At 67.1% G+C, this 20,676-nt stretch carries 17 protein-coding genes and 1 pseudogene; 8 read left to right on the top strand and 10 right to left on the bottom strand.

The genetic code is table 11. The features are described from left to right. Positions 1-108: 108 nt before the first annotated feature. Genes KVT39_RS33830 through KVT39_RS33845 form a run of 4 tightly spaced genes read left to right on the top strand, consistent with a single transcriptional unit; the run spans position 109 to position 4,483 of the window. The gene (locus KVT39_RS33830) at positions 109-1,638 is read left to right on the top strand and encodes a CoA-acylating methylmalonate-semialdehyde dehydrogenase (RefSeq protein WP_034180630.1); all 1,530 of its coding nucleotides are present in this window, start codon (positions 109-111) and stop codon (positions 1,636-1,638) included. An 18-nt stretch (positions 1,639-1,656) separates the two neighbouring features. Then, entirely contained in the window at positions 1,657-2,559 is a 903-nt protein-coding gene (gene mmsB / locus KVT39_RS33835) for a 3-hydroxyisobutyrate dehydrogenase (protein WP_034180629.1), read from the top strand. Next, the gene (locus tag KVT39_RS33840; protein WP_217591109.1) at positions 2,556-3,347 is read left to right on the top strand and encodes an enoyl-CoA hydratase; all 792 of its coding nucleotides are present in this window, start codon (positions 2,556-2,558) and stop codon (positions 3,345-3,347) included. Before mmsB ends, KVT39_RS33840 begins: the two co-directional genes overlap by 4 nt. Then, a complete protein-coding gene (locus KVT39_RS33845) occupies positions 3,344-4,483 on the top strand; it encodes an enoyl-CoA hydratase/isomerase family protein (RefSeq protein WP_175747242.1) in 1,140 nt (379 codons plus the stop codon). Before KVT39_RS33840 ends, KVT39_RS33845 begins: the two co-directional genes overlap by 4 nt. Positions 4,484-4,526: 43 nt before the next feature. Here the strand turns inward: KVT39_RS33845 and KVT39_RS33850 are convergent, their stop codons facing one another. Further along, the gene (locus tag KVT39_RS33850; RefSeq protein ID WP_217591110.1) at positions 4,527-5,447 is read right to left on the bottom strand and encodes a LysR family transcriptional regulator; all 921 of its coding nucleotides are present in this window, start codon (positions 5,445-5,447) and stop codon (positions 4,527-4,529) included. Between the two features lie 178 nt (positions 5,448-5,625). Between KVT39_RS33850 and KVT39_RS33855 the strand changes: the two genes are divergently transcribed. Then, positions 5,626-7,164 carry an MFS transporter gene (locus tag KVT39_RS33855; protein ID WP_217591111.1) on the top strand — a complete coding sequence of 513 codons (1,539 nt, stop codon included), beginning with the start codon at positions 5,626-5,628 and terminating at the stop codon, positions 7,162-7,164. Between the two features lie 33 nt (positions 7,165-7,197). On the opposite strand, the gene KVT39_RS33860 is transcribed toward KVT39_RS33855, so the two are convergent. The 6 genes from KVT39_RS33860 to KVT39_RS33885 form a co-directional block, all read right to left on the bottom strand. Further along, positions 7,198-8,571, bottom strand: a complete 1,374-nt coding sequence (locus tag KVT39_RS33860) for an efflux transporter outer membrane subunit (protein WP_217591112.1) — start codon at positions 8,569-8,571, stop codon at positions 7,198-7,200. A 13-nt stretch (positions 8,572-8,584) separates the two neighbouring features. After that, complete coding sequence (locus tag KVT39_RS33865) at positions 8,585-10,615, bottom strand: MacB family efflux pump subunit (RefSeq protein ID WP_217591113.1); 2,031 nt, start codon at positions 10,613-10,615, stop codon at positions 8,585-8,587. Positions 10,616-10,617: 2 nt separating this feature from the next. Continuing rightward, positions 10,618-11,811: an efflux RND transporter periplasmic adaptor subunit gene (locus tag KVT39_RS33870; protein ID WP_131945970.1), complete on the bottom strand. Its 1,194-nt coding sequence runs from the start codon at positions 11,809-11,811 to the stop codon at positions 10,618-10,620. Between the two features lie 286 nt (positions 11,812-12,097). Then, positions 12,098-12,679, bottom strand: coding sequence for an HD domain-containing protein (locus KVT39_RS33875; protein ID WP_034180621.1), 582 nt, complete (start codon positions 12,677-12,679; stop codon positions 12,098-12,100). Between the two features lie 79 nt (positions 12,680-12,758). Beyond that, positions 12,759-13,316, bottom strand: a complete 558-nt coding sequence (locus KVT39_RS33880; protein WP_034180620.1) for a helix-turn-helix transcriptional regulator — start codon at positions 13,314-13,316, stop codon at positions 12,759-12,761. An 82-nt stretch (positions 13,317-13,398) separates the two neighbouring features. Beyond that, on the bottom strand, positions 13,399-14,037 hold the full coding sequence (locus tag KVT39_RS33885; protein ID WP_217591114.1) for a hypothetical protein: 639 nt from the start codon (positions 14,035-14,037) through the stop codon (positions 13,399-13,401). A gap of 362 nt (positions 14,038-14,399) precedes the next feature. Here KVT39_RS33885 and KVT39_RS33890 point away from each other — a divergent pair, with 362 nt between their 5' ends. The 3 genes from KVT39_RS33890 (at position 14,400) to KVT39_RS33900 (ending at position 17,448) form a co-directional block, all read left to right on the top strand. Then, positions 14,400-15,803 carry an HdeD family acid-resistance protein gene (locus KVT39_RS33890; protein ID WP_217591115.1) on the top strand — a complete coding sequence of 468 codons (1,404 nt, stop codon included), beginning with the start codon at positions 14,400-14,402 and terminating at the stop codon, positions 15,801-15,803. Between the two features lie 94 nt (positions 15,804-15,897). After that, on the top strand, positions 15,898-16,476 hold the full coding sequence (locus KVT39_RS33895) for a hypothetical protein (RefSeq protein WP_217591116.1): 579 nt from the start codon (positions 15,898-15,900) through the stop codon (positions 16,474-16,476). Between the two features lie 240 nt (positions 16,477-16,716). Continuing rightward, complete coding sequence (locus tag KVT39_RS33900) at positions 16,717-17,448, top strand: ribonuclease T2 (RefSeq protein WP_217591117.1); 732 nt, start codon at positions 16,717-16,719, stop codon at positions 17,446-17,448. A gap of 243 nt (positions 17,449-17,691) precedes the next feature. On the opposite strand, the gene KVT39_RS33905 is transcribed toward KVT39_RS33900, so the two are convergent. The 3 genes and pseudogenes from KVT39_RS33905 to KVT39_RS38165 all read right to left on the bottom strand — a co-directional run. Continuing rightward, a complete protein-coding gene (locus tag KVT39_RS33905) occupies positions 17,692-18,282 on the bottom strand; it encodes an isochorismatase family cysteine hydrolase (RefSeq protein WP_217591118.1) in 591 nt (196 codons plus the stop codon). A 273-nt stretch (positions 18,283-18,555) separates the two neighbouring features. Next, positions 18,556-19,386 (bottom strand): hypothetical protein, encoded by an 831-nt coding sequence (locus tag KVT39_RS33910; RefSeq protein ID WP_217591119.1) that lies wholly within the window; start codon positions 19,384-19,386, stop codon positions 18,556-18,558. An 898-nt stretch (positions 19,387-20,284) separates the two neighbouring features. Further along, positions 20,285-20,569: pseudogene (locus KVT39_RS38165) on the bottom strand (hypothetical protein); the annotation flags it as partial. Positions 20,570-20,676 lie beyond the last annotated feature (107 nt).

The raw sequence follows: 20,676 nt of genomic DNA on the forward strand, positions 1-20,676 counted from the left end.
CGACCGCGGGCCGCGCGCGCCGCATTCCGCGGCCGCCGCCCGCAGCCGAATTGAACCGGCCGCGCGGCGGGATTGCGCTTCGCGGCCCTCTGCAAGGAGAAACGATCGATGAACGCGAATCCGACGCCCCGGACGGGGCAAGACGTGCCGACGGTCAAGCTGCTGATCGACGGCGCCTTCGTCGAGTCCGCCACGAAAGAGTGGCGCGACATCGTCAACCCGGCCACGCAGCAGGTGCTCGCGCGCGTGCCGTTCGCGACCGTCGAGGAAGTCGACGCGGCCGTGCAGGCCGCGCACGCCGCGTATGCGACGTGGAAGAACACGCCGATCGCCGCGCGCATGCGCATCATGCTGAAGTTCCAGGATCTCGTGCGTACCAACCAGCAGCGCATCGCGAAGACGCTGACGGCCGAGCAGGGCAAGACGATTCCCGATGCCGAAGGCGACATCTTTCGCGGCCTCGAAGTAGTCGAGCACGCGTGTTCGATCGGCTCGCTGCAGCTCGGCGAATTCGCGGAGAACGTCGCGGGCGGCGTCGACACGTACACGCTGCGCCAGCCGCTCGGCGTGTGCGCGGGCATCACGCCGTTCAACTTCCCCGCGATGATTCCGCTGTGGATGTTCCCGATGGCGATCGTCTGCGGCAACACGTTCGTGCTGAAGCCGTCGGAGCAGGACCCGATGTCGACGATGGAACTCGTCCAGCTCGCGATCGAGGCCGGCGTACCGAAAGGTGTCCTGAACGTCGTGCACGGCGGCAAGGAAGTCGTCGATGCGATCTGTACGCATCCGCTCGTGAAGGCGATCTCGTTCGTCGGCTCGACGGTGGTCGGCACGCACGTGTACAACCTCGGCAGCGCGCACGGCAAGCGCGTGCAGTCGATGATGGGCGCGAAGAATCACGCGGTGGTGTTGCCCGATGCGAACCGCGAGCAGACGATCAATGCGCTCGTCGGCGCCGGCTTCGGCGCGGCGGGGCAGCGCTGCATGGCGACGTCGGTCGCGGTGCTGGTCGGCGAAACGCGCGACTGGCTGCCCGATCTCGTTGCGAAGGCGAAGCTTCTGAAGGTGAATGCGGGCGCGGAAGCCGGCACCGACGTCGGCCCGGTCGTGTCGAAGGCCGCGAAGGAACGCATCCTGTCGCTGATCGAAGCGGGCGTGAACGAAGGCGCGAAGCTCGAGCTCGACGGCCGGGGCGTGACGGTGCCTGGCTATGAAAGCGGCAACTTCATCGGCCCGACGATCTTCTCGGGCGTGAATACCGACATGTCGATCTACACGCATGAAATCTTCGGCCCGGTGCTCGTCGTGCTCGAAGCCGACACGCTCGACGAAGCGATCGCGCTCGTCAACCGGAACCCGATGGGCAACGGCGTCGGGTTGTTCACGCAAAGCGGCGCGGCCGCGCGCAGGTTCCAGAGCGAAATCGACGTCGGCCAGGTCGGCATCAACATCCCGATTCCGGTGCCCGTGCCGTTCTTCAGCTTCACCGGTTCGCGCGGCTCGAAGCTCGGCGATCTCGGTCCGTACGGCAAGCAGGTCGTGCAGTTCTACACGCAGACGAAGACGGTCACCGCGCGCTGGTTCGACGACGACACGACGGCCGGCCCGGTGAATACGACGATTCGGCTGCATTGAGCGGCGGAGGACACGACCATGAAAATCGGATTTATCGGCCTCGGCCACATGGGTGCGCCGATGGCGCTGAACCTGTTGAAGGCCGGCCACGAAGTGCATGCGTTCGACCTGAGCGCCGATGCATTGCGCGCGCTGCAGGACGCCGGCGCGCAGGTTGCCTCGTCGCCGCGCGACGCTGCGTCGGGCGCGACGTTCGTGATCACGATGCTGCCGGCCGCGCCGCACGTGCGTTCGGTGCTGTCCGGCGAGAACGGCGTGCTGGCCGGCCTCGACGCGGGCGCGACCGTGATCGATTCGAGCACGATCGACCCGGCGAGCGCGCAGGCATTCGGCGCGCTGGTGCGCGAGCACGGCGGCGCGTTCGTCGATGCGCCGGTATCGGGCGGCACCGGCGGCGCGGCGGCCGGCACGCTGACCTTCATGGTCGGCGGCAGCGACGCCGATTTCGAGCGCGTGAAGCCGGTGCTCGCGGGCATGGGCAAGAACATCGTCCACTGCGGCGCGACGGGCATGGGGCAGGTCGCGAAGGTCTGCAACAACCTCGTGCTCGGCATCTCGATGGCGGCCGTGTCGGAGGCGATGTCGCTCGGCGTCGCGCTCGGCATCGACCCGAAGGTGCTGGCCGGCATCGTCAACACGTCGACGGGCCGCTGCTGGAGCTCGGACACGTACAACCCGTATCCGGGCGTGATCGACACGGCGCCGTCGTCGCGCGGCTATTCGGGCGGCTTCGGCACCGACCTGATGCTGAAGGATCTCGGCCTCGCGAACGACGCGGCGAAGCAGGCGCGCCAACCCGTCTATCTCGGCGCGCTCGCGCAGCAGCTGTACCAGACGATGAGCAGCCGCGGCGACGGGCAGCTCGATTTCTCGGCGGTGATCCGCCTGTACCAACCGGCAACGAAGAAGGACGCGACATGATCGAACTGGACTACGTCGACGACGGCGCGATCGCGTGCGCGACGCTCAAGCGTCCGCCCGCGAACGCCTTTACCGCCGACGGGCTGCAGCAACTGCAGGAAACCGTCGCCGAACTGAATGCGAACCCGCGCGTGCGCGCGCTGGTGATCACCGGCGACGGCCCGAAGTTCTTCAGCGCGGGCGCCGACCTCAACACGTTCGCCGACGGCGACCGCGCGGTCGCGCGCGCGATGGCGTCGCGTTTCGGCGCGGCGTTCGAGGCGCTGCACGATGCGCGCGTCGTGACGATCGCGGCGATCAACGGTTATGCGATGGGCGGCGGCTTGGAATGCGCGCTCGCGTGCGACCTGCGGATCGCCGAGGCGCATGCGCAGATGGCGCTGCCCGAGCCGTCGGTCGGCCTGCTGCCGTGCGGGCTCGGCACGCAGACGCTGCCCTGGCTCGTCGGCGAAGGCTGGGCGAAGAAGATCATCCTGACCGGCGCACGCGTCGACGCGGCGACGGCGCTCAGGATCGGCCTCGTCGAAGACGTGGTGGAAAGCGGCGCCGCCCGCGACGCGGCGCTGGCATTGGCGCGCAACGTCGCGCGGCAAAGCCCGCACGCGGTTGCATACAGCAAGGAGCTGATCGGCCTCGCGCGCCGCGGCGTGCCGCGCAGCGCGGCGCTCGCGGTCGAGCGCGAACGCTTCGTCGACCTGTTCGACACGAACGATCCGCGCGAAGGCGTGGCCGCGTTTCTCGGCAAGCGCGCGCCGCAATGGAATACCGACGGAGAGCAGCAACGATGAGCACGCCGGTGACGAATCACGACGCGTTCGCGGAAGCCGCGCCCGAGGTGCTGTTCCGCGTGGTGAACCGCGTGGCGCTGATCACGCTGAACCGTCCGGCCGCGCTCAACGCGCTGTCGTACGCGATGATCGGCGAGCTGGCCGCGCTCTTCGAGCGCTGCCGTCACGACGACCAGATCGTCGCGGTCGTGCTGCGCGGCGCGGGCGAGAAGGGCTTCTGCGCAGGCGGCGACGTGCGCGCGCTGTACCGGATGGTGGCGCAGCGCGACACCTGGCTGCCGTTCTTCGTCGACGAATACCGGCTCGACCATGCGATCCACACGTTCCCGAAGCCGGTGGTCGCGCTGATGGACGGCGTGACGATGGGCGGCGGCATGGGCCTCGCGCAAGGTGCGGCGCTGCGCGTCGCGACCGAGCGCAGCAAGATCGCGATGCCGGAAACGCGCATCGGCCTCGTGCCCGATGTCGGCGCGACGCATTTCCTGTCGCGCATGCCGGTCGAACTCGAACTGTACGTGGGGCTGACCGGCGCGATGCTGTCGGGCGCCGACGCGCTGACCGCGAAGCTCGCGGACCTGTGCGTGCCGTCCGCGTGGCTCGACACGTTCGAGACGCGCATCGAAAGCGTCAAGTGGGACGGCGACGTGCTGCCGGCGCTGCGCAAGGTGTTCGAACCGCCGTGCAACGTCGTGCCGCATGCGGCGCTCGACAGCCAGATGCCGTGGATCGTTCGTCACTTCGACAAGCGTTCGACCGTCGAGCGGATCGTCGCGACGCTGACGCAGGAGCTCGCACGCGACGAGCTGACGCGCGAGCACCGTCAATGGCTGCAGGCGACGCTCGATGCGCTCGCCGGCCATTCGCCGACGATGCTGCAGGTGACGCGCGAAGCGCTGCTGCGCGGCCGGCAGATGACGCTTGCCGAATCGTTCCGGATGGAGCTCGGCATCGTCGCGCGCGCGATCGAGGAAGGCGACTTCTGCGAAGGCGTGCGCGCGCATCTCGTCGACAAGGATCGCAAGCCGCGCTGGGCGCCCGCATCGCTCGTCGAGGTGCGTGCCGAACGCGTGCGGCATTTCCTGACGTCGCCGTGGAAGCTGTTCGCGCATCCGCTCGCCGATCTCGGCGCAGTGTGATCTCCCGACGCGCCGTGCGGCGGCGCGTCGGCTTCAACTCATCTCATCGCGCTTCGTCCGGGCGCTCGATCATCGGCGGCACCGCCTGTACGAGCGCGTCGATCACGCAGCGGGTCTTGCGCGGCAGGTAGCGCGTCTTCGGCCAGATCGCGTGAATGTCGCCTTCGCAGACGAAACAGCGGTCTAGCACGACCGCCATTTCGCCGCGCTTCACGTAGTAGTCGAGCAGCCAGCTCGGCAGCCATGCGATTCCGAACCCCGACGCACCGGCCGCCGCGATCGCCTGCACGTCGTCGAAACTCAGCTGGTGCTGCATGTCGACGCGCACCGTCGAGCCGTCCGGCGCGCGCAGGTCCCACGGCTGCGGCACGCCCGAGCGTGAATACGCGATGGTCCGGTGGTGCTTCAGATCGTCGAGCGACTTCGGCATTCCGTAGCGCGCGAGATACGACGGCGCCGCGCCGAGGCTGCCGTATTGCGTGCCGAGCCGGCGCACCGCGAGGCTCGTGCTGTCCGCGAGCGTGCCGATCCGCACCGCGAGATCGATGCCTTCCTCGACGAGATCGACGAAGCGGTCGGTGATCGACACGTCGATCCGCAGATGCGGATAGGTGCGCGCGAGGTCGAGCACGATCGGCGTCACGCAGTGGTGCCCGAACGCGAGCGGCACGCTCAGCCGCAGCTTGCCGCGCGCCTCGTTGCGGCCGCAGTCGAGATCGGCTTCCGCCGCTTCCAGTTCCGCGAGCGCGCGCACGCAGCGGTCGTAGTACGCCTGGCCGTCGTCGGTCAGGCTCTGGCTGCGCGTCGTGCGCTGCAACAGCCGTGCGCCGAGCCGCTTTTCGAGCCGCGCGATCGCCTTGCCGACGGCCGAGCGCGTCATGTCGAGCCGCTCCGCGGCGAGCGCGAAGCTGCCCGATTCCACCACCTGGACGAAGGTCGTTACGCCGTCGAGTCTGTCGGTCATGGCAGGGTGTGCCGATTGAGTCCTGTGATTCCCCAGTTCGGAGAAATGGGTGCGTCAATGGGGATCGAAATTCTCACTATAGTACCGATTCCCGTTCAGCGTGCGTCGCCGGCCGCGCGCGGCGAACCCTTCTCACCTGGAGGCGCGCGGCCTGTTGCCGGGCCGCCGCGCAATACGCATGACGCTATCCGACTCCCGCAGGAATGCGGTCGCGCTCGCGGCCGTCTGTCTCACGTCGCTGATGTTCGGCCTCGAAATCTCGAGCGTGCCGGTGATCCTGCCGACGCTCGAACACGTGCTGCATGGCGATTTCAACGGCATGCAGTGGATCATGAACGCGTACACGATCGCGTGTACGACGGTGCTGATGGCGGCCGGCACGCTCGCGGACCGGTTCGGCCGCAAGCGCGTGTACGTGATCGGCACCGTGCTGTTCGGCGCGACGTCGCTGCTGTGCGGGCTCGCGCCGAACGTGCCGGTGCTCGTCGCGGGCCGGCTGCTGCAGGGTGCGAGCGGCGGCGCGATGCTGATCTGCCAGATCGCCGTGCTGTCGCATCAGTTCCGCGAGGGCCGCGAGCGCGGCCGTGCGTTCGGGATCTGGGGGATCGTGTTCGGCATCGGGCTCGGCTTCGGGCCGATCGTCGGCGGCGCGATCGTCGCGCTGGCGAGTTGGCCGTGGGTGTTCCTCGTCCATGCGCCGCTCGCGGCTATCGCGCTCGCGCTGATCGGCGGCGCGGTGCAGGAGTCGAGCGATCCGCATGCGGGCACGCTCGACGTCGCGGGCATCGTCACGCTGTCGCTCGCGGTGCTCGGCCTCGCGTTCTACATCACGCAGAGCGCGGAGCTCGGGCTCACGAGTGCGGCCGGCCTCGGCGTGCTCGGCGCGACCGTGCTGGCGCTCGCGGGTTTCTTCGTCGCGGAACGCGCCAGCGCGCGGCCGATGTTCGATTTCTCCGTGTTCCGGATTCGCGCGTTCACCGGCGCGATCTTCGGTTCGATGGGGATGAACTTCAGCTTCTGGCCGTTCATGATCTACCTGCCGATCTGGTTCCAGGTCGCGCTCGGCTACGACAGCGTGACGGCCGGCCTCGCGCTGCTCGCATACACGCTGCCGACGCTGGTCGCGCCGCCGTTCGGCGAACGGCTCGCGCTGCGCTACGGGCCGGGCGTCGTGATCCCGGGCGGCCTGTTCACGATCGCGGCCGGTTTCGCGCTGATGCGGGTCGGCAGCGCGGCCGAGCACGCGAGCTGGCTCACGATGCTGCCGGGCTGCGTGATCGCCGGCATCGGGCTCGGGCTCACGAACACGCCGGTCACCAACACGACGACGGGCGCGGTGCCGAGTTCGCGGGCCGGGATGGCATCGGGCATCGACATGAGCGCGCGGATGATCTCGCTCGCGCTGAACATCGCGACGATGGGCTTCGTGCTGGTCGCGGGGATCGTCGCGAGCCTGAAGGACGGTGCTGCGGGCGCGATCGGCGATGCGGCGCTGCGCCGGCTCGCACAGGAGATCGCGTCGGGTCGCACCGACGGGCTGCAGCAGATCGCACCGGCGCTCGCGCAGGCCGACCCGAGCGGCGCGGCGCTGCACGCGGCGCTCGTGCACGGGTTCGGCTGGGTGATGGTATACGGCGCGGCGGGCGTGGCCGTGCTCGCGACCGCGAGCGCGGTGGCGTTCGCGCCGGCGCGGCGCAGGGCGGCCGTGTGCGAATGACGCGGCGTGCCTATTGCGGCGTTTGTACGCCGGTCAGGACGTGCCGCCGCCGAGCGCGCGATACAGCGTCATCTGGTTGTTGAGCCGGTTCAGCCGCGTCAGCTCGTCGGCGCTTTGCGCGTCGCGCAGCCGCTGCTGCTGGTCGAGCCACGGCTGCACGGCGGTCGCGCCGGCCGCGAACCGGGCGGCGGCAAGCTGCTCGGCGCGCTGCGCCTGGGCCAGCGACAGCGCGCGCTGTTCGGCCTCGCGTTCGAGCTGCACGCGCGCCGACAGCGCATTCTCGACTTCCGCGAGCGCCGTGTAGAGCCGCTGACGGAACCCGACCACCGCTTCCTCGTACTGCGACTTCGACACCTTGATCTGCAGTTGCATCGTGTTCCACTGGATGAACGGCAGTGCAAGGCCGAGCCCGAGCGTGCCGACCGGATTCGTCAGCACGCGCTCGAGGCTCGTGCTCGTCGTGCCGGCGCTGCCGGTCAGCGTGAAGGTCGGGTAGAAGCTCGTGCGCGTCGCGTCGACCTGCGCGAGCGACTCGCGCAGCCGGAATTCCGCCGCGCGCAGGTCGGGGCGCCGGCCGAGCAGGCTGGCCGGCAGGCCGGCGGCTACTTCCGGTGGCGGCGCGTCGGGCAGCGCCGACGGTTCGGCCGCGAGCTGCTGCGGCGGCCGGTCGAACAGCAGCGCGAGCGCGTGGCGCTTCTCGGTGCGCTGCTGGATCAGCTGCGTCTGCGCGGCGCGTTGCGCGGACAGGCTCTGCTCGGCCTGCGCGAGATCGAGCCCCGACACGGCGCCGGCCGCATGCCGCGACCGGACGACCGCGAGCGTGCGCACCGCATACGCGATGTTCGCGTCGCCGAGCACGATCTGCCGGTTCAGATAACCGATCTGCCAGTACAGCGACGCCGTCGTGCCGATCAGCGACAGCCGCGCGGCTTCGAGATCGGCGGCAGTTGCGTCGGCTTCCCAGTGCGCGGCATCGCGCAGCGCGGCCAGTCGGCCCCACAGGTCGATTTCATAGCTGAGCGAACCGTTGATGCCGCTCGACCGGCTCGTCCGGTGCGTATCGAGCGTGCGCGACACGGCGCCGTTCGCGCCGAGCGATACGGCGGGCGTCAGGTTCGTGTCGACGAGCCCGGCCTGCAGTTGCGCGCGGTACACGCGAATCGCCGCGACCGCGAGGTCGTTGTTGGCACGCAGCGCGTCGTCGATCAGCGCGTCGAGTTGCGGATCGCCGAAGCTGCGCCACCAGTCGCGCGTGGTGGCCGGCGCGCCGGCCGCGACCGGCGCGGCCCAGTTCGCGGGCATCGCGACAGCCGGCAGCGGCGCGTGGCGCGCGGCCGTGCAGCCGGCCAGCAGGGCGGCCGCGCATGCGAATGTGCCGAGGCGGCGAAGCGGTGACGAATGCGTCATGACAGGGCTTTCGTCAGTCGCGCGCGAGCGCATCGATCGGATCGAGCCGCGACGCGTTGCGCGCGGGCATGAAACCGAATATCACGCCGGTCAGCGTCGAGCAGACGAACGCCGTCACGATCGCGCCGACGGAGAACACCATCTTCCATTGCGTGACGAACATCGAGAACACCGCGCCGAGCCCGAACGACAGCACGATGCCGATCGTGCCGCCGAGCAGGCAGACGAGCACGGCCTCGACGAGGAACTGCTGCAGGATGTCGGACTGGCGCGCGCCGACCGCCATCCGGATGCCGATTTCGCGCGTACGCTCGGTGACCGACACGAGCATGATGTTCGTCACGCCGATCCCGCCGACGACGAGCGAGATCACCGCGATCAGCGACAGCAGCAGCGTCAGCGACTGGCCGGTTTTCTCGACGGTCTTGACCACGCTGTCCATGTTGTACGTGAAGAAGTCCTTGCGGCCGTGGCGCTGGATCATCAGCTTCTCGAGGCTTTTCTCGGCGGCGGCGCTCGGCTGCCCGTCGCGCACGCGCACGGTGATGCTGTCGAGATGGCGCTGGCCGAACAGGCGCCCGCTCGCCGTCGTGTACGGCACCCATACGTTCAGGCTCTTCACGCTGCCGAACGCGCTCTTCTTGTCGGCCGTGACGCCGATCACGACGCACGGCACGTTGTCGACCAGGATCGCTTCGCCGACCGGATTGCGCGTCGCGCCGAACAGCTTGCGGCGCGTGTTCTGGTCGATCACGGCCACCTGCGCCTGGCGGCGCACCGCATCCTCGTCGAACGCGACGCCCAGCGCGAAACGCATCCCGCGCGCCTGGAAGAAGCGGTCGCCGACGCCGCTCACGAGCGCGTTGACGTCGATGTTGCGGTAGCGCAGCAGCAGCGTGCGCGACGTTTCGGGCGTCGCGCTGTCGACGTACGGCTGCTCGGCGAGCGCGGCGACATCGGCGGGCACGAGCGTCTGGATCGCGTCCGCGCGGCTGTCGCCCCAGTCGGTGCCCGGATAGACGTTGATCGTGTTCGTGCCGATGCTGCCGATCTCGTCGAGCATGTAGCGCTTCGCGCCTTCGCCGATCGCGACGATCGACACGACCGACGTGATGCCGATGATGATGCCGAGCATCGTCAGCAGCGTGCGCAGCCGGTGTGACACGAGCGCGATCCACGCCATCCGGCACGCTTCGGCGAAGCGGCCGCTGCCGGCCGCGAAGCGGCGCGCGCGCGTGTCGGTATCGGCGTGGGCGTCGGCGGGCGGCCCGTCGTCGTGCCGATCGTGCGCGGAGGGCGCGCCGGACGTCGCTTCGGCCGCGTCGACGAAGGCTTCCGCGAGCGCTTCCGCATAGTGGCGATTCCGCCGGTCGGCGACGATTGCGCCGTCGCTGATCTCGATGATGCGCCGCGCATGGCGCGCGACGTCCTTGTCGTGCGTGACGATGACGATCGTATGGCCGAGCGCGTTCAGCTCGTGCAGGATGCGGATCACGTCCTGGCCGCTTTTCGTGTCGAGCGCGCCGGTCGGTTCGTCGGCGAGGATCACCTGGCCGCCGTTCATCAGCGCGCGCGCAATGCTCACGCGCTGCTGCTGGCCGCCGGACAGTTGCCCGGGCCGGTGGTGCGCGCGATCCGCGAGCCCGAGGCGCGCGAGCAGCCCGCGGGCGCGTTCGTGCCGCTCCGCGCGCGTGGTGCCCGCGTAGATCGCCGGCATTTCGAGGTTCGCGGCCGCGTCGACGTGCGGTAGCAGGTGATAGCGCTGGAACACGAAACCGAAGTGCTCGCGGCGCAGCTGCGCGAGTTCGTCGCTGTCGAGCATGTGCGTGTCGCGTCCGCCGACCGTGTAGGTGCCTTCGCTCGGATGATCGAGGCAGCCGAGGATGTTCATCAGCGTCGACTTGCCGGAACCCGACGCGCCGACGATCGCGACGATCTCGCCCGCATCGATCGACAGGTTGACGTTGTTCAGGACGACGACATCCTTGTCGCCGGCCGGAAAGCGCCGTGTGACGCTCGAGAGTTTCAGCAGGGGCCGGCTCATCGTCAGACCACGTCCGCCAGCGGCGCGTGCTCGTCCGCGGCGGCTTCGCCGATCACGACGCGCTCGCCGTCCTTCAGGCCGGCCAGCACCTCGACGCGTACGTTGTTGTTGATGCCGATGCGGATGTTGCGCGTTGCCGTGCTGCCGTCGGCGCGCAGCACGCGGACCGCATAGGTGCCGTCCTTGCGCTTCTCGCCGAGCGCGGCGGCCGGGATGCTGAGCGCGTTGCGCGCGTTGCCGAGCACGATGCTGACCTGCGCGGTCATCGCGATGCGCAGCCGGTGCTCGGGATTCGGCACTTCGAACAGCGCGTTGTAGAACACCGCGGCGTTCGGTTTCGTGCCGCCGCCCGTGCCGCCGCCGAGCGTGCTCTGAGCGTCGGCGAAGTTCTGCGGCGCCGGCTCGATCGCGCGCAGCCTGCCGTAGTGGCGCTTGTCCGGTTCGCCGAGGATCGTGAAATACGCGGTCTGGCCGGCGCTCACGCGGATCACGTCGGCTTCCGACACCTGCGCCTTCACGGTCATCGTGTCGAGATCGGCAAGCTTCAGGATCACCGGCGCCTGCTGCTGCGCGATCACGGTCTGGCCTTCCTGTGTGACGATCGCGACGACCTCGCCATCGATCGGCGCGACGATGCGCGTGTAGCCGAGGTTGGCCTGAGCGGTCTCGATCTGGATGCGGGCCGAGCGGATCTGCGCGGCGAGCGACGCGAGCGTCGCGCGCTGCACGTCGAGCGTCGCACGCGCGGCCTCGAACGACTCGCGCGACGTCGCGTCGTCGGGCAGCATCGCCTGCTGGCGCCGGAACGCGAGTTCCGCCTGCGTCAGTTGCGCGGCGGTCGATTGATGCTGCGCGCGCAGGCTTTCTTCGCTCGCGCGCGCCTGGCGCAGCGCGTTTTCGGAGATCACGGGATCGATCTCGGCGAGCCACTGGCCCTTCGCGACCTTGTTGCCGAGCTTCACCTTCAGCGACTTCAACTGCCCCGACACTTGCGCGCCGACGTCGACCTGCTTGAACGCCTGCAGCGCGCCGGTCGCGAGCACCGCGTTCTCGAGATCGCCGCGCGTGACGGGCGCGGACAGGTACTGCGGATGCTTGTCGGGCGCGAATACCATTAACGAGACGCCGGTGACGATCGCGACGACGGCGATGATGGCCAGCACGATGCGCCGGCGGCGATGGGGCTTCTGAGTCATGAGAATGCGGCGAGGGTGAAGCGATGCCGGCGATGCGTGCGGCCGGGCGGGACGATCCGGTCGGCGTCGCATGCCGGGCGTGTTGCCCGCGACGGCATCCGCGTACGCATCGCGCGGGCGTGCCGAGTCGAATCAGGCGCTCATGGTAAGCGAGGATTTCGCGACAAATCGTGTGGAAATTGTGCTGAATTGTGCGAGCGCCGTGCCGGAGCGGGGGCCGGGCGATGCGTCATTGTTGCGATCTGTGAAAAGGGGCGAGCGGTGCCGCGCGCCCGATTCCGCGAGCTTATGCGCGCGACCCGCCTGCGTCGATCCGGCGTTGCGTGTCGGCGTCGACGATGTCGCGGATCGCGCTGAACAGCGGCGCGGCATCGGTATAGCGCCGGCCGTAGCCGAGATTGAACGCGTAGTCGAAATCGGGCGGATTGCTGCCCTGGTTGTGCTGCAGGATCGTCTCGAGCTTGTCGAGCGCCTTCGCCGCGCGGGCTTCCGGCGACGCCGCTGCCTCGTATTCATCCCACAGCGTGACGATCTCGTCGCGCAGCGTGCGATCGAGCGACGCTGTCAGCGTCAGCAGGTCGTCGCGTTCGTGCGCGCTTTTGTCGGGGTGCGCGGCCTGCTCGATCGCGGGAATGTCGCCGTGCAGCGCCTCGCCGAGATCGTGGACGACGCACAGCTTCAGCAGCTTCAGCGTATCGATGCCGGGCAGCGCGTCGGCGAACACGAGCGCCATCAGGCACAGCCGCCAGCTATGCTCGGCCGTGCTTTCCGCGCGCCCGGCCGACGTGTGGCCGCTGCGCAGCACATCCTTCAGGCGTTCGGCTTCGCGCAGGAAATCGAGCCGCGCGTGGATCGTGTCGGGGTTCATGGTCGGCGTCCTTGCGATGAGTCTTCGAGCGTAAGGTGGCCAGGCGAGGTTCGTCCACGCATGAAATATGCGCGGTGCGCTAAAGCGTTTCCACCAGCCGCGCAGCCGAACCGTCCGACAGCGTCATCCGCGTCCACCGGCACCTGCTGCCGCGAATCGGCACGACGCGCGACGCATTCGCGCCGGTGTCGAATTCGACGCTCGGCGGCCCCGCGCGGTCGTGCCAGCCGAGCGTGTCGAGTGCGGCTTCCATGCGGACGATTTCAGGCGTCGCGTAGCGCCACAGCGACGTGCCGAGCAGCATCGAAAGCGGCTGCGAGAACTCGGCCGCGCGCGCCGGCGAACTGGCGAGCAGGCGGTGCGTGAGGTCGCACACCAGATGCATGCGGCCCGCGCTGCCCGCGATGAGCCGCGCGAGCGCGTGGTCGCCCGCGGAATCGAGGCGCGCGGCGAGCAACCGCTCGGCGGTCGCGCGCTCGTCGGGCGACATCTGCTGGATGCCGGCTTCCCAGCGGGAGATCGTCGATTGCGCGACGCCGAACAGTTCCGCGGCGTGGCTTTGCTTCACGCGGTGCAGCGCGCGCCAGCGCTTGAGCTGCGGGCCGAGAGGTGGCGTGTGAAGCGGTGAGGCGGCCATGACGATGCTCCGGTTGCGGTCGTTGTGTGCGCTCGCGTGTCGCGGGTTGCTGCCGCCGGCGCTGCAGGGGCGCCGCGCGCCTTTACATGATCCGGATGCCGCCGTTTGCCTGGATTGCGATGGCCGCGAACGGCACGAGCACGATGCCGCCCAGCACAAGCACGCCGTCGGCGGCAACCGTGATCGGCGTGGCGAGAATCCGCAGACCCATGCCGACAACGGATGGCGACTCCTTGATGTAAACCGAGTACGGCCGGTTGAACGGCTGCGCGGCCGCCTTGTCTTGCGCGGCGAAGCCTTCCGTCGAATAGCGCTTGCCGTCGATGTCGCCTTCGAGCACGAGGCCGGCCGGCGCAGTGGTGAATCCGTCGGTTGCTGCTGCCTGTCGATCGTCTTCCGACGCGTCCTTCGGCAACACGATCCGGTAGTGGCCGGTGACGCCGCCGCCGCTCGCATGAAAGCCGGCAAACGTCGTGCGCAGCGATTTCCGGTAGCCGGACTGCAGTACCGGCCGCAATTGGGCCGGCAGATCGAAGATGTAGTGGTAGCGCGTGCCGAGGACGACCAGCTTCTTGCCGTCCTCGGTGATCATGAATCCGGACACTTCTTCGCTGTATGCGTCGTCCTTATACAGCTTCGGCGTGAAACAGCCCGACAGCGTGACGCTGCTCGCGGCGATGCCGGCGGCCAGCAGGCGCCGGCGCGTGATCGATATGCTCATTCTTGTTGTCCCGTCTGGTGCGGTTCGGTTCAGTGGCTTTCGCCCTCGGAAGCAGGATTCTGGCGCATCCGCCGCGTGTTGTCGAACGGGAAATCTGCCATGGCAGCGTTGTCGATCGCACCGCATCCGGCGGAGCGCCGGGACGCCCGGGCCCGCCGAAAACGTTTTCGGCAGGCTTTCACCCGACTCCGCCATATCTTATTATTCGGCCAGAGCGGCGTGCGCCGGCCGCCATCGGTCATGTCGACAGCATGACGCGCCGGCAACGATTGCCGCGTTCCGACAGGCGCGTCGCACAACGCACGGTCGACAAGACAGGAAACGCGAGGCCGCGCGTTTCCCAAAAATGACACGAGGGCGCGATGGTACGACTGATCTTGCTGCTGCTGGGCATCGAATATCTGCGAACCCGCTGGCGCGGGCTGACCGTGCTTGGCTGGCTGTGGGTCGTCGCGGGCGTCGTCATCTTCGTCGACGCGCTCGACGGCGCGCTGCATTTCCCGATCGAGCTGTTTGCGTGGCTGTTCCTGATCGAGGGGCTCGCGACGCTCGCGGTGGCCGGCAGCGGCGTCGGCGGGCAGCGCATCCTGCGCTACGTGAAAGGCATCGTGGTCGTGGCGGCCGCGGGGCTCGTGTTCGCCGGGCATCACCATGGCCACTTTCTGCTGTCGATGATCTTCGGCACGCTGTTCCTCGTCGACGGGCTGCTGCAGTGCACGTCCGCATGGATGGTCCGCTACCGCCGCTGGAACGTCGCGTTCGCGTGGGGTGTCGTCGAGATCCTGCTGGCGATCTTCTTCTTCCAGCCGTACCCGACGCACTACGTGGGCACCGTGCCGTACTGCCTCGGCCTGCTGCTGATCTTCGGCGGGATGCACATGCTGAACCTCGCCGCGCGCGTGCGGCGGCTCACGCGCAATCCCGCGTTCGCGACGTCGCCCGCACCGGCACTCGCGCCCGACCTCGACGATGCGCGCGGCCAGCCGAGTTTCGCGCAGTCCGAATGGGACGGCCCGCCGGCCGACGGCGAGCGCGCGCTCACCGTGCACGTATGGACGCCGACCGGCTCGTCGAAGGCCGAAGCGCAGCGCTATCCGGTGATCGACCGCTATATCGCGGCAGTGGACGTCAACGGCGTGATCTCGACCGGGCACGCGGCGCTGGAGTCGCCGGAGGGCATCTATATCAGCCTGTATCCGGGCGTCGAAATCGATCGTTCTCCGGACGAATTCACGCGCATCCTGCGCGCCACGCGCGAAAACGACGTGCCGGGCCTGTTCCAGCCCGACTACGCGACCGAGTCGAAGGCGTGGTGCCCGTCGACCGTGCGCGTGCGCATCCGCAACTACGATCCGGCGAAGCTCGACGCATTCTGGTCCGCATACCGGCAGAACGTGACGTACAACCTCACGCACCGCAATTGCTCGAGCACCGTGTCGAACGCGCTCGAGGCCGCGCTCGACGGCGCGGTGTGGCGGCTCAAGGGCGCGCGGGCCGGGTGGGGCGCGTTCGTGCGGCTGCTGCTCACGCCCGAGCTGTGGGTCGCCGCGCAGATCCGCAAGCGCGCGGTGACGATGGCTTGGACGCCCGGCCTCACGCTCGACTATGCACGCGCGCTCAGCATGCTCGCCGACCCGCGGCCGTTCGCGTGGTGGAAGGTCGCACGCTCGGCGGTGAAGGCGATCGTGGCGTCGCGCCGCGCGTGGCGCGAGCAGGACAGCGCGGCGCTGTCGTCCGGCGGATCGGAAGCCGCGTCGATGAAGTGATCGCGTGGCGCCGGACGAGGGCCCGGCGCCGCAGGAGCCGCGACCGTGCGGCCCGGCGAGGTTGCCCGCCATCAGAACCCACAGACGAACGACGATGAACAAGACGAGCGCTTTCCGCATCCTGATTCCCGCTGCGCTGGCGCTGGCAAGCGCCGGCCTCGCGCAGGCGAGCACGGACGAAGTGCCGCGCATGAGCAACGATGTGTACCGGGTTTCGGTGTCGTTCTGCTCGAAAGTCGCGGCCGCCGAGAAGATCGAGTGCCAGGGCGACATGATCGCCTCGGGCAGCCGGATCGTCGCGGCGATGGGCGGGCTGCCGCCGGCGTCCGCCACGTCCATCGACGAAGGCGCGCGCAGCAAGCTGCCGGAGGCGGAGCGCAACGGGCTCGCACCGGTCGAGCCGGGTGCGATCGACAAGGACGACGACGCGGCCGGCCTCGCCGGCATGGTGCGTCTGTGCGACGTCTACGAATCCGGGCCGGCGTCGCGCGCGCGGCATCACGCGGCGCTGAAGCGGCAGGCGCCGGATGCCGCGCCGCGCGTCGAGGCGTTGCTGGCCGATTCGTCGACGGCGGCGCGCCGGCGCGTCAGCATCGGCGTGTGGCAGATTCTCGTGCTCGAAGGTCCCGAATCGGTTGCGCGCGCATGCAAGCAGCTGGGGGCTGGATCGTGAACGACGGCGTGCGGCGGCCGGAGTCGCGGCACGCGTCGGCCGTGTGCGATATCGGGAAGGCCGCGCCCGTGCCTGCTTTTCTCGATGGTTCCACGCGACGTGACGGTGCGTGCCCGCGCCACCGCACATAATTCGTCCACCTTCACATTCGTGCCACGTTGCGGCAGCAACAATCGCGGGCAGACATTCGACAATCTTGCGGCGCATCCCGCGACCGTAAGCCTTTTCCGAGGAAACGCCATGCTCAAGACGCTCGCCCGCGCCGTTGCCGCACTCGCCGTCGCTTCCGTTTCACTGCACGCCACCGCGCAGACCAGCTACGACTACCTGTTGCTCGCCGCGTCGTGGGAGCCCGGCTTCTGCGCGTCGCACGACACGCCCGAATGCACGAACCTCGCCGGCTCGTATGCGGCGACGAGCCTGTCGCTGCATGGCCTGTGGCCGAACCGGTACGACGGCAACCAGCCGTTCTACTGCGGCGTGCCGCAGAACGACGTCGACCTCGACAACGCGCACCAGTGGTGCAGCATGGATGCCTACCCGATCAGCAGCGCGACCCGCAACACGCTGTCGACGTACATGCCGGGTGTTGCGTCGTGCCTCGACAAGCATGAATGGTTCAAGCACGGCACCTGTTCGAATTCGGCGTCTCCCGATGCGTACTGGAACCAGGCGTCCGGCATGATCAGCCGGCTCGGCAACACGTCGTTCAATGCGTACCTGCAGGCGAACGCGGGCAAGACGGTCACGCGTAACCAGTTGCTGTCCGCGTTCGAAGGCGCGTTCGGCAGCAATACGCGCAGCGCGGTGTCGCTGAAGTGCACGAAGACGAATGGCGTCAGCTATTTTACGGAAGCGTGGATCGCGGTGAAGACGAATGCGACCACGCAGTTCCCGAGCGCCGCGTCGCTCGTGACGGATGGCAATACGCAGGGCACGTGTCCGACGTCGGGGGTTTATATCGCGAAGTAAGAGGGAAGGCGGTCGACGTGCGTGATATCGCGCACGTCGTCGCCCGTTGCGGTTTCGACGGGATGACTGACCACGCAGCAGCCGGGCCGGTTCCGGCGCGTCGAGTGGGTGCTCGTGGTCGTCGATCGTGTCGGGCAGCGCATGTCGCGACACCGCCCCATGAGACATCCGCGACGCGCTGCTGGCCGGCGGTCGGTACCGTTCCCGCCAGCAGTGCGCTCTACGTGACGAACAACCGATCCGCTACCCGAGCAGCCGCAACGCATCCGCGAGCGCCAGCACCGTCGTGCGCGATTCGAACGCGGTGGAGAACAGATGCTCGTGGACGATCGGGTCCGGGTCGTAGCAGCAGTCCTTGACCGTATACAGGCGGAAGTCCGCGTCGCTCGCATGCGCGATCGACGACAGCATCACGCCGGTCGACGCGATGCCGACCATGATCAGCGAATCGACGCCTTGCGCGACCAGCCGTGCCTGCAGATCGGTGCCGAAGAACACGCTCGCGCGATGCGCGACGATCAGCGGTTCGTCGGGCTGCCGCGCAAGCTCCGGGCACGTGTCGTCGTTGAGGAACAGGCCGAGTTGCTTGATGCCTTGCCCGTTCTTGTTGCGTGGGCTGACTTCCGGATAGCCGGGGCTGAACCGCAGATTGGCGAACCAGACGCCGATGCCGCCGGCCCGCGCCGCGTCGCACAGCCGGCGCGTATTGGCGAGCAATTCGGGCGCGACCGACGGAAAGAGTCCGAGGATGTCGGTCTGGTAATGCATGACGAGCAGCGCGGTTTGGGACGGCACGATGGCCGTTGCGTGATCCGATGTGTTTTGCTGATTCATGACTGACGGCCCTTGATCGTTGTTGGTTTTACCGCTGCATTTCTCGTATCGGCGCATGCTCGCCGGCTGTCGTTGCAGATGGCAGTCGTAGCCTCTGGAGTCGAAAGTGAGGCGGAAAGTTGTCCATACAAAACAGAGCTGGTTGGCGAACGACAAACCGTCGCGGTCTAACAACTCAACGGGCCGCAGGCCGCTCAGGTTGCGAGCGTACCGCGCCTCGTCGCCTGAACCGTCCGCAGACAAGACAAAGCCCACTTCGAGCGGTTTTTATTTTTATCTTTTGGTGTATTCATGTATCAGTGAAACCGCATCGCTATATTTGCTGGCGTAGATGTCGGGTGATTCCAGCTTGATGCTCCGAATTGTGGCGTGGTGTTCTTCCTCGCTAGTCACATATTCCGAAACCCCGAACCGCCTAGCGATTTCGCTCAACGGTGCCTTTCCCCACGAGTCTTCTCCCATCCCGTCGGGATGCAATGCGACACTGTGAAAATAACCGCGCTCACTTACATTTAGCCCTTCAAAGCCAGGAAGAAACCGTACAGCGAGCAACCCCGTAGGTTGTAACCCGTTTACGTCACGTAGTCCCTCCGCATAGGCGGTACACAATCCAAAGCTGAATCTCGCCGCCTCGTAGGCTGGCAAATGAGGGGGCGTTCTAGTGGAAATGCCCGCTAGAAAAGTCGGGTGCGTCTCAATCTCAGAGATTGCCAGTCTGATCTTTTCTTCGTCAGGCTGGTACCGCACGGGCAACGAAGCGAATCGGGCTTCATCGTAGAATCGCGTCAGTACGCCGCCGCTAGTGGAAAGCCCTCGCTCTCGAAGTTGTCGCACTAGAATCCGGTCCCGGTAATCGAAGAGCGACATTACGCCCCGCGGGTCGAAAATCAAATCCTTGTTATCGCCGACGTATACCCGAATGGGTTTGAAGCCGTCTTCAGTTCCCTCGTGACTTTGCTGCGATGTGGTCCACCAATCCACATGAAGCAACCAGCCGCTAACTCGCGCAAGACCAACGGCAAAGTCAACGCAATCGCGGCTTTCCCATTCTTCGATTTGCTGCTGTGCAAACCCTTGGCTTCTCTTCGATTTTGCTTGTCCCATTTGGTCTCCCGATTTGTGTGGAAGCACAATCTAACACATTGCCTGCGCGAGTTTGAGTGCTTCCCGTCGCAAAAGAGCTTGTTTTCGATCGGTCTATAATTTTGAGCGTCGGCGGCCCCCTAACTACTTCGCCCAGATCCCTTTCACGGCCGTCCTCGCGTACCATCCGCCTCTCCCGCTCGCGCGTACTAGCGAGCGAAATGAGAGTTGCTAACTCAAATCACCCACGAAGCGCAAGCAGATAACGGCAACGGCAGGGAAAAGCAAAGCGATATAAATGTCGAGTCGACGCTCGAAGCGGATACGGAGTTTGCCGAAACCGGCGAGCCAGGTATACGTGCGCTCGACGACCTAGCGATGCCGCCCGAGTCGCTCGTTGCTTTCCACGCCACGACGGGCGATACGAGCCTCGATGCCGCGCTGCTTCAGATAACGCTAGCAACGAGCAAAGTCATTTCCTTGCCCGCATGTAACTTGTTCGGACGTTTCAGGGGCTGGCCGTTCATACCCGACACTACCGGGATGGTATCAAGCTTGGGCTCGAATACTATCGAATCACGTCGGTTGACGGCCTTGACCGTGACGGTCAGTGGGTTACCGCGCACGTCTACGACGATGTGCTGTTTCGATCAGAGCTTTCCCCGTTCTGTCTGGGTAGAGCAGTTTTCCTGGCCCCCCGGCTGGAAATATTGGCGACATCAGGGCTTGCCCGCTCCCAATCAATCTCGTCGTGTTCACGCAACCGACGAAGCATCGCCAGATGCAATCATTCCTACACGCCTGCGTCCTGTCAGACTCGTATCCGTCGCCGGCATGTCATGCCACTGCCGAAGTCATGTGCCCGCGGCAGGATTTCCTATGGGTTGCCGGTTTGCAGAACATATAGGACTCCGCTCAGGGCTGCGCGATCATCGACAGTGCGACGTCGACCTCCTTTGGGCGAGGGCATGAACACCGGAATCAGCGGCTCCAGCGCTACCCATAATTCGCGACTGATTTTGCGTCTAGTGTGTTGCATCGACCGGATGAATCCGCCGCCCGTTTCGGCCAGAATCCGTTGTACCGAGGAATGGTTCCGATCAAACAACTGGGCGATCTGCTGCAGCGACTCACCCTTGCGCCAGCGCTCCCACATTAACGCTTTCTGACCGTCTGTATAGTAGATCCGCCGCCTCTGTTTCATTGCAACACTCCTCGCTGCTATGCAGCCTCAAGTGAACCGCCCCGAGTTTTGTGGAGGCTCCAACTCTTGAGAGAATGGAGCCATGAACAAGAAGCCAAGCAAGTTTT

It is taken from the genome of Burkholderia sp. GbtcB21, assembly GCF_019091065.1.
Lineage (GTDB): Bacteria > Pseudomonadota > Gammaproteobacteria > Burkholderiales > Burkholderiaceae > Burkholderia > Burkholderia pyrrocinia_C.

Excerpts from the sequence above, each read along its gene's own strand:
- KVT39_RS33830 (WP_034180630.1), top strand. The coding sequence starts at position 109 with ATGAACGCGAATCCGACGCCCCGGACGGGGCAAGACGTGCCGACGGTC.
- mmsB (WP_034180629.1), top strand. The coding sequence starts at position 1,657 with ATGAAAATCGGATTTATCGGCCTCGGCCACATGGGTGCGCCGATGGCG.
- KVT39_RS33840 (WP_217591109.1), top strand. The coding sequence starts at position 2,556 with ATGATCGAACTGGACTACGTCGACGACGGCGCGATCGCGTGCGCGACG.
- KVT39_RS33845 (WP_175747242.1), top strand. The coding sequence starts at position 3,344 with ATGAGCACGCCGGTGACGAATCACGACGCGTTCGCGGAAGCCGCGCCC.
- KVT39_RS33850 (WP_217591110.1), bottom strand. The coding sequence starts at position 5,447 with ATGACCGACAGACTCGACGGCGTAACGACCTTCGTCCAGGTGGTGGAA.
- KVT39_RS33855 (WP_217591111.1), top strand. The coding sequence starts at position 5,626 with ATGACGCTATCCGACTCCCGCAGGAATGCGGTCGCGCTCGCGGCCGTC.
- KVT39_RS33860 (WP_217591112.1), bottom strand. The coding sequence starts at position 8,571 with ATGACGCATTCGTCACCGCTTCGCCGCCTCGGCACATTCGCATGCGCG.
- KVT39_RS33865 (WP_217591113.1), bottom strand. The coding sequence starts at position 10,615 with ATGAGCCGGCCCCTGCTGAAACTCTCGAGCGTCACACGGCGCTTTCCG.
- KVT39_RS33870 (WP_131945970.1), bottom strand. The coding sequence starts at position 11,811 with ATGACTCAGAAGCCCCATCGCCGCCGGCGCATCGTGCTGGCCATCATC.
- KVT39_RS33875 (WP_034180621.1), bottom strand. The coding sequence starts at position 12,679 with ATGAACCCCGACACGATCCACGCGCGGCTCGATTTCCTGCGCGAAGCC.
- KVT39_RS33880 (WP_034180620.1), bottom strand. The coding sequence starts at position 13,316 with ATGGCCGCCTCACCGCTTCACACGCCACCTCTCGGCCCGCAGCTCAAG.
- KVT39_RS33885 (WP_217591114.1), bottom strand. The coding sequence starts at position 14,037 with ATGAGCATATCGATCACGCGCCGGCGCCTGCTGGCCGCCGGCATCGCC.
- KVT39_RS33890 (WP_217591115.1), top strand. The coding sequence starts at position 14,400 with ATGGTACGACTGATCTTGCTGCTGCTGGGCATCGAATATCTGCGAACC.
- KVT39_RS33895 (WP_217591116.1), top strand. The coding sequence starts at position 15,898 with ATGAACAAGACGAGCGCTTTCCGCATCCTGATTCCCGCTGCGCTGGCG.
- KVT39_RS33900 (WP_217591117.1), top strand. The coding sequence starts at position 16,717 with ATGCTCAAGACGCTCGCCCGCGCCGTTGCCGCACTCGCCGTCGCTTCC.
- KVT39_RS33905 (WP_217591118.1), bottom strand. The coding sequence starts at position 18,282 with ATGAATCAGCAAAACACATCGGATCACGCAACGGCCATCGTGCCGTCC.
- KVT39_RS33910 (WP_217591119.1), bottom strand. The coding sequence starts at position 19,386 with ATGGGACAAGCAAAATCGAAGAGAAGCCAAGGGTTTGCACAGCAGCAA.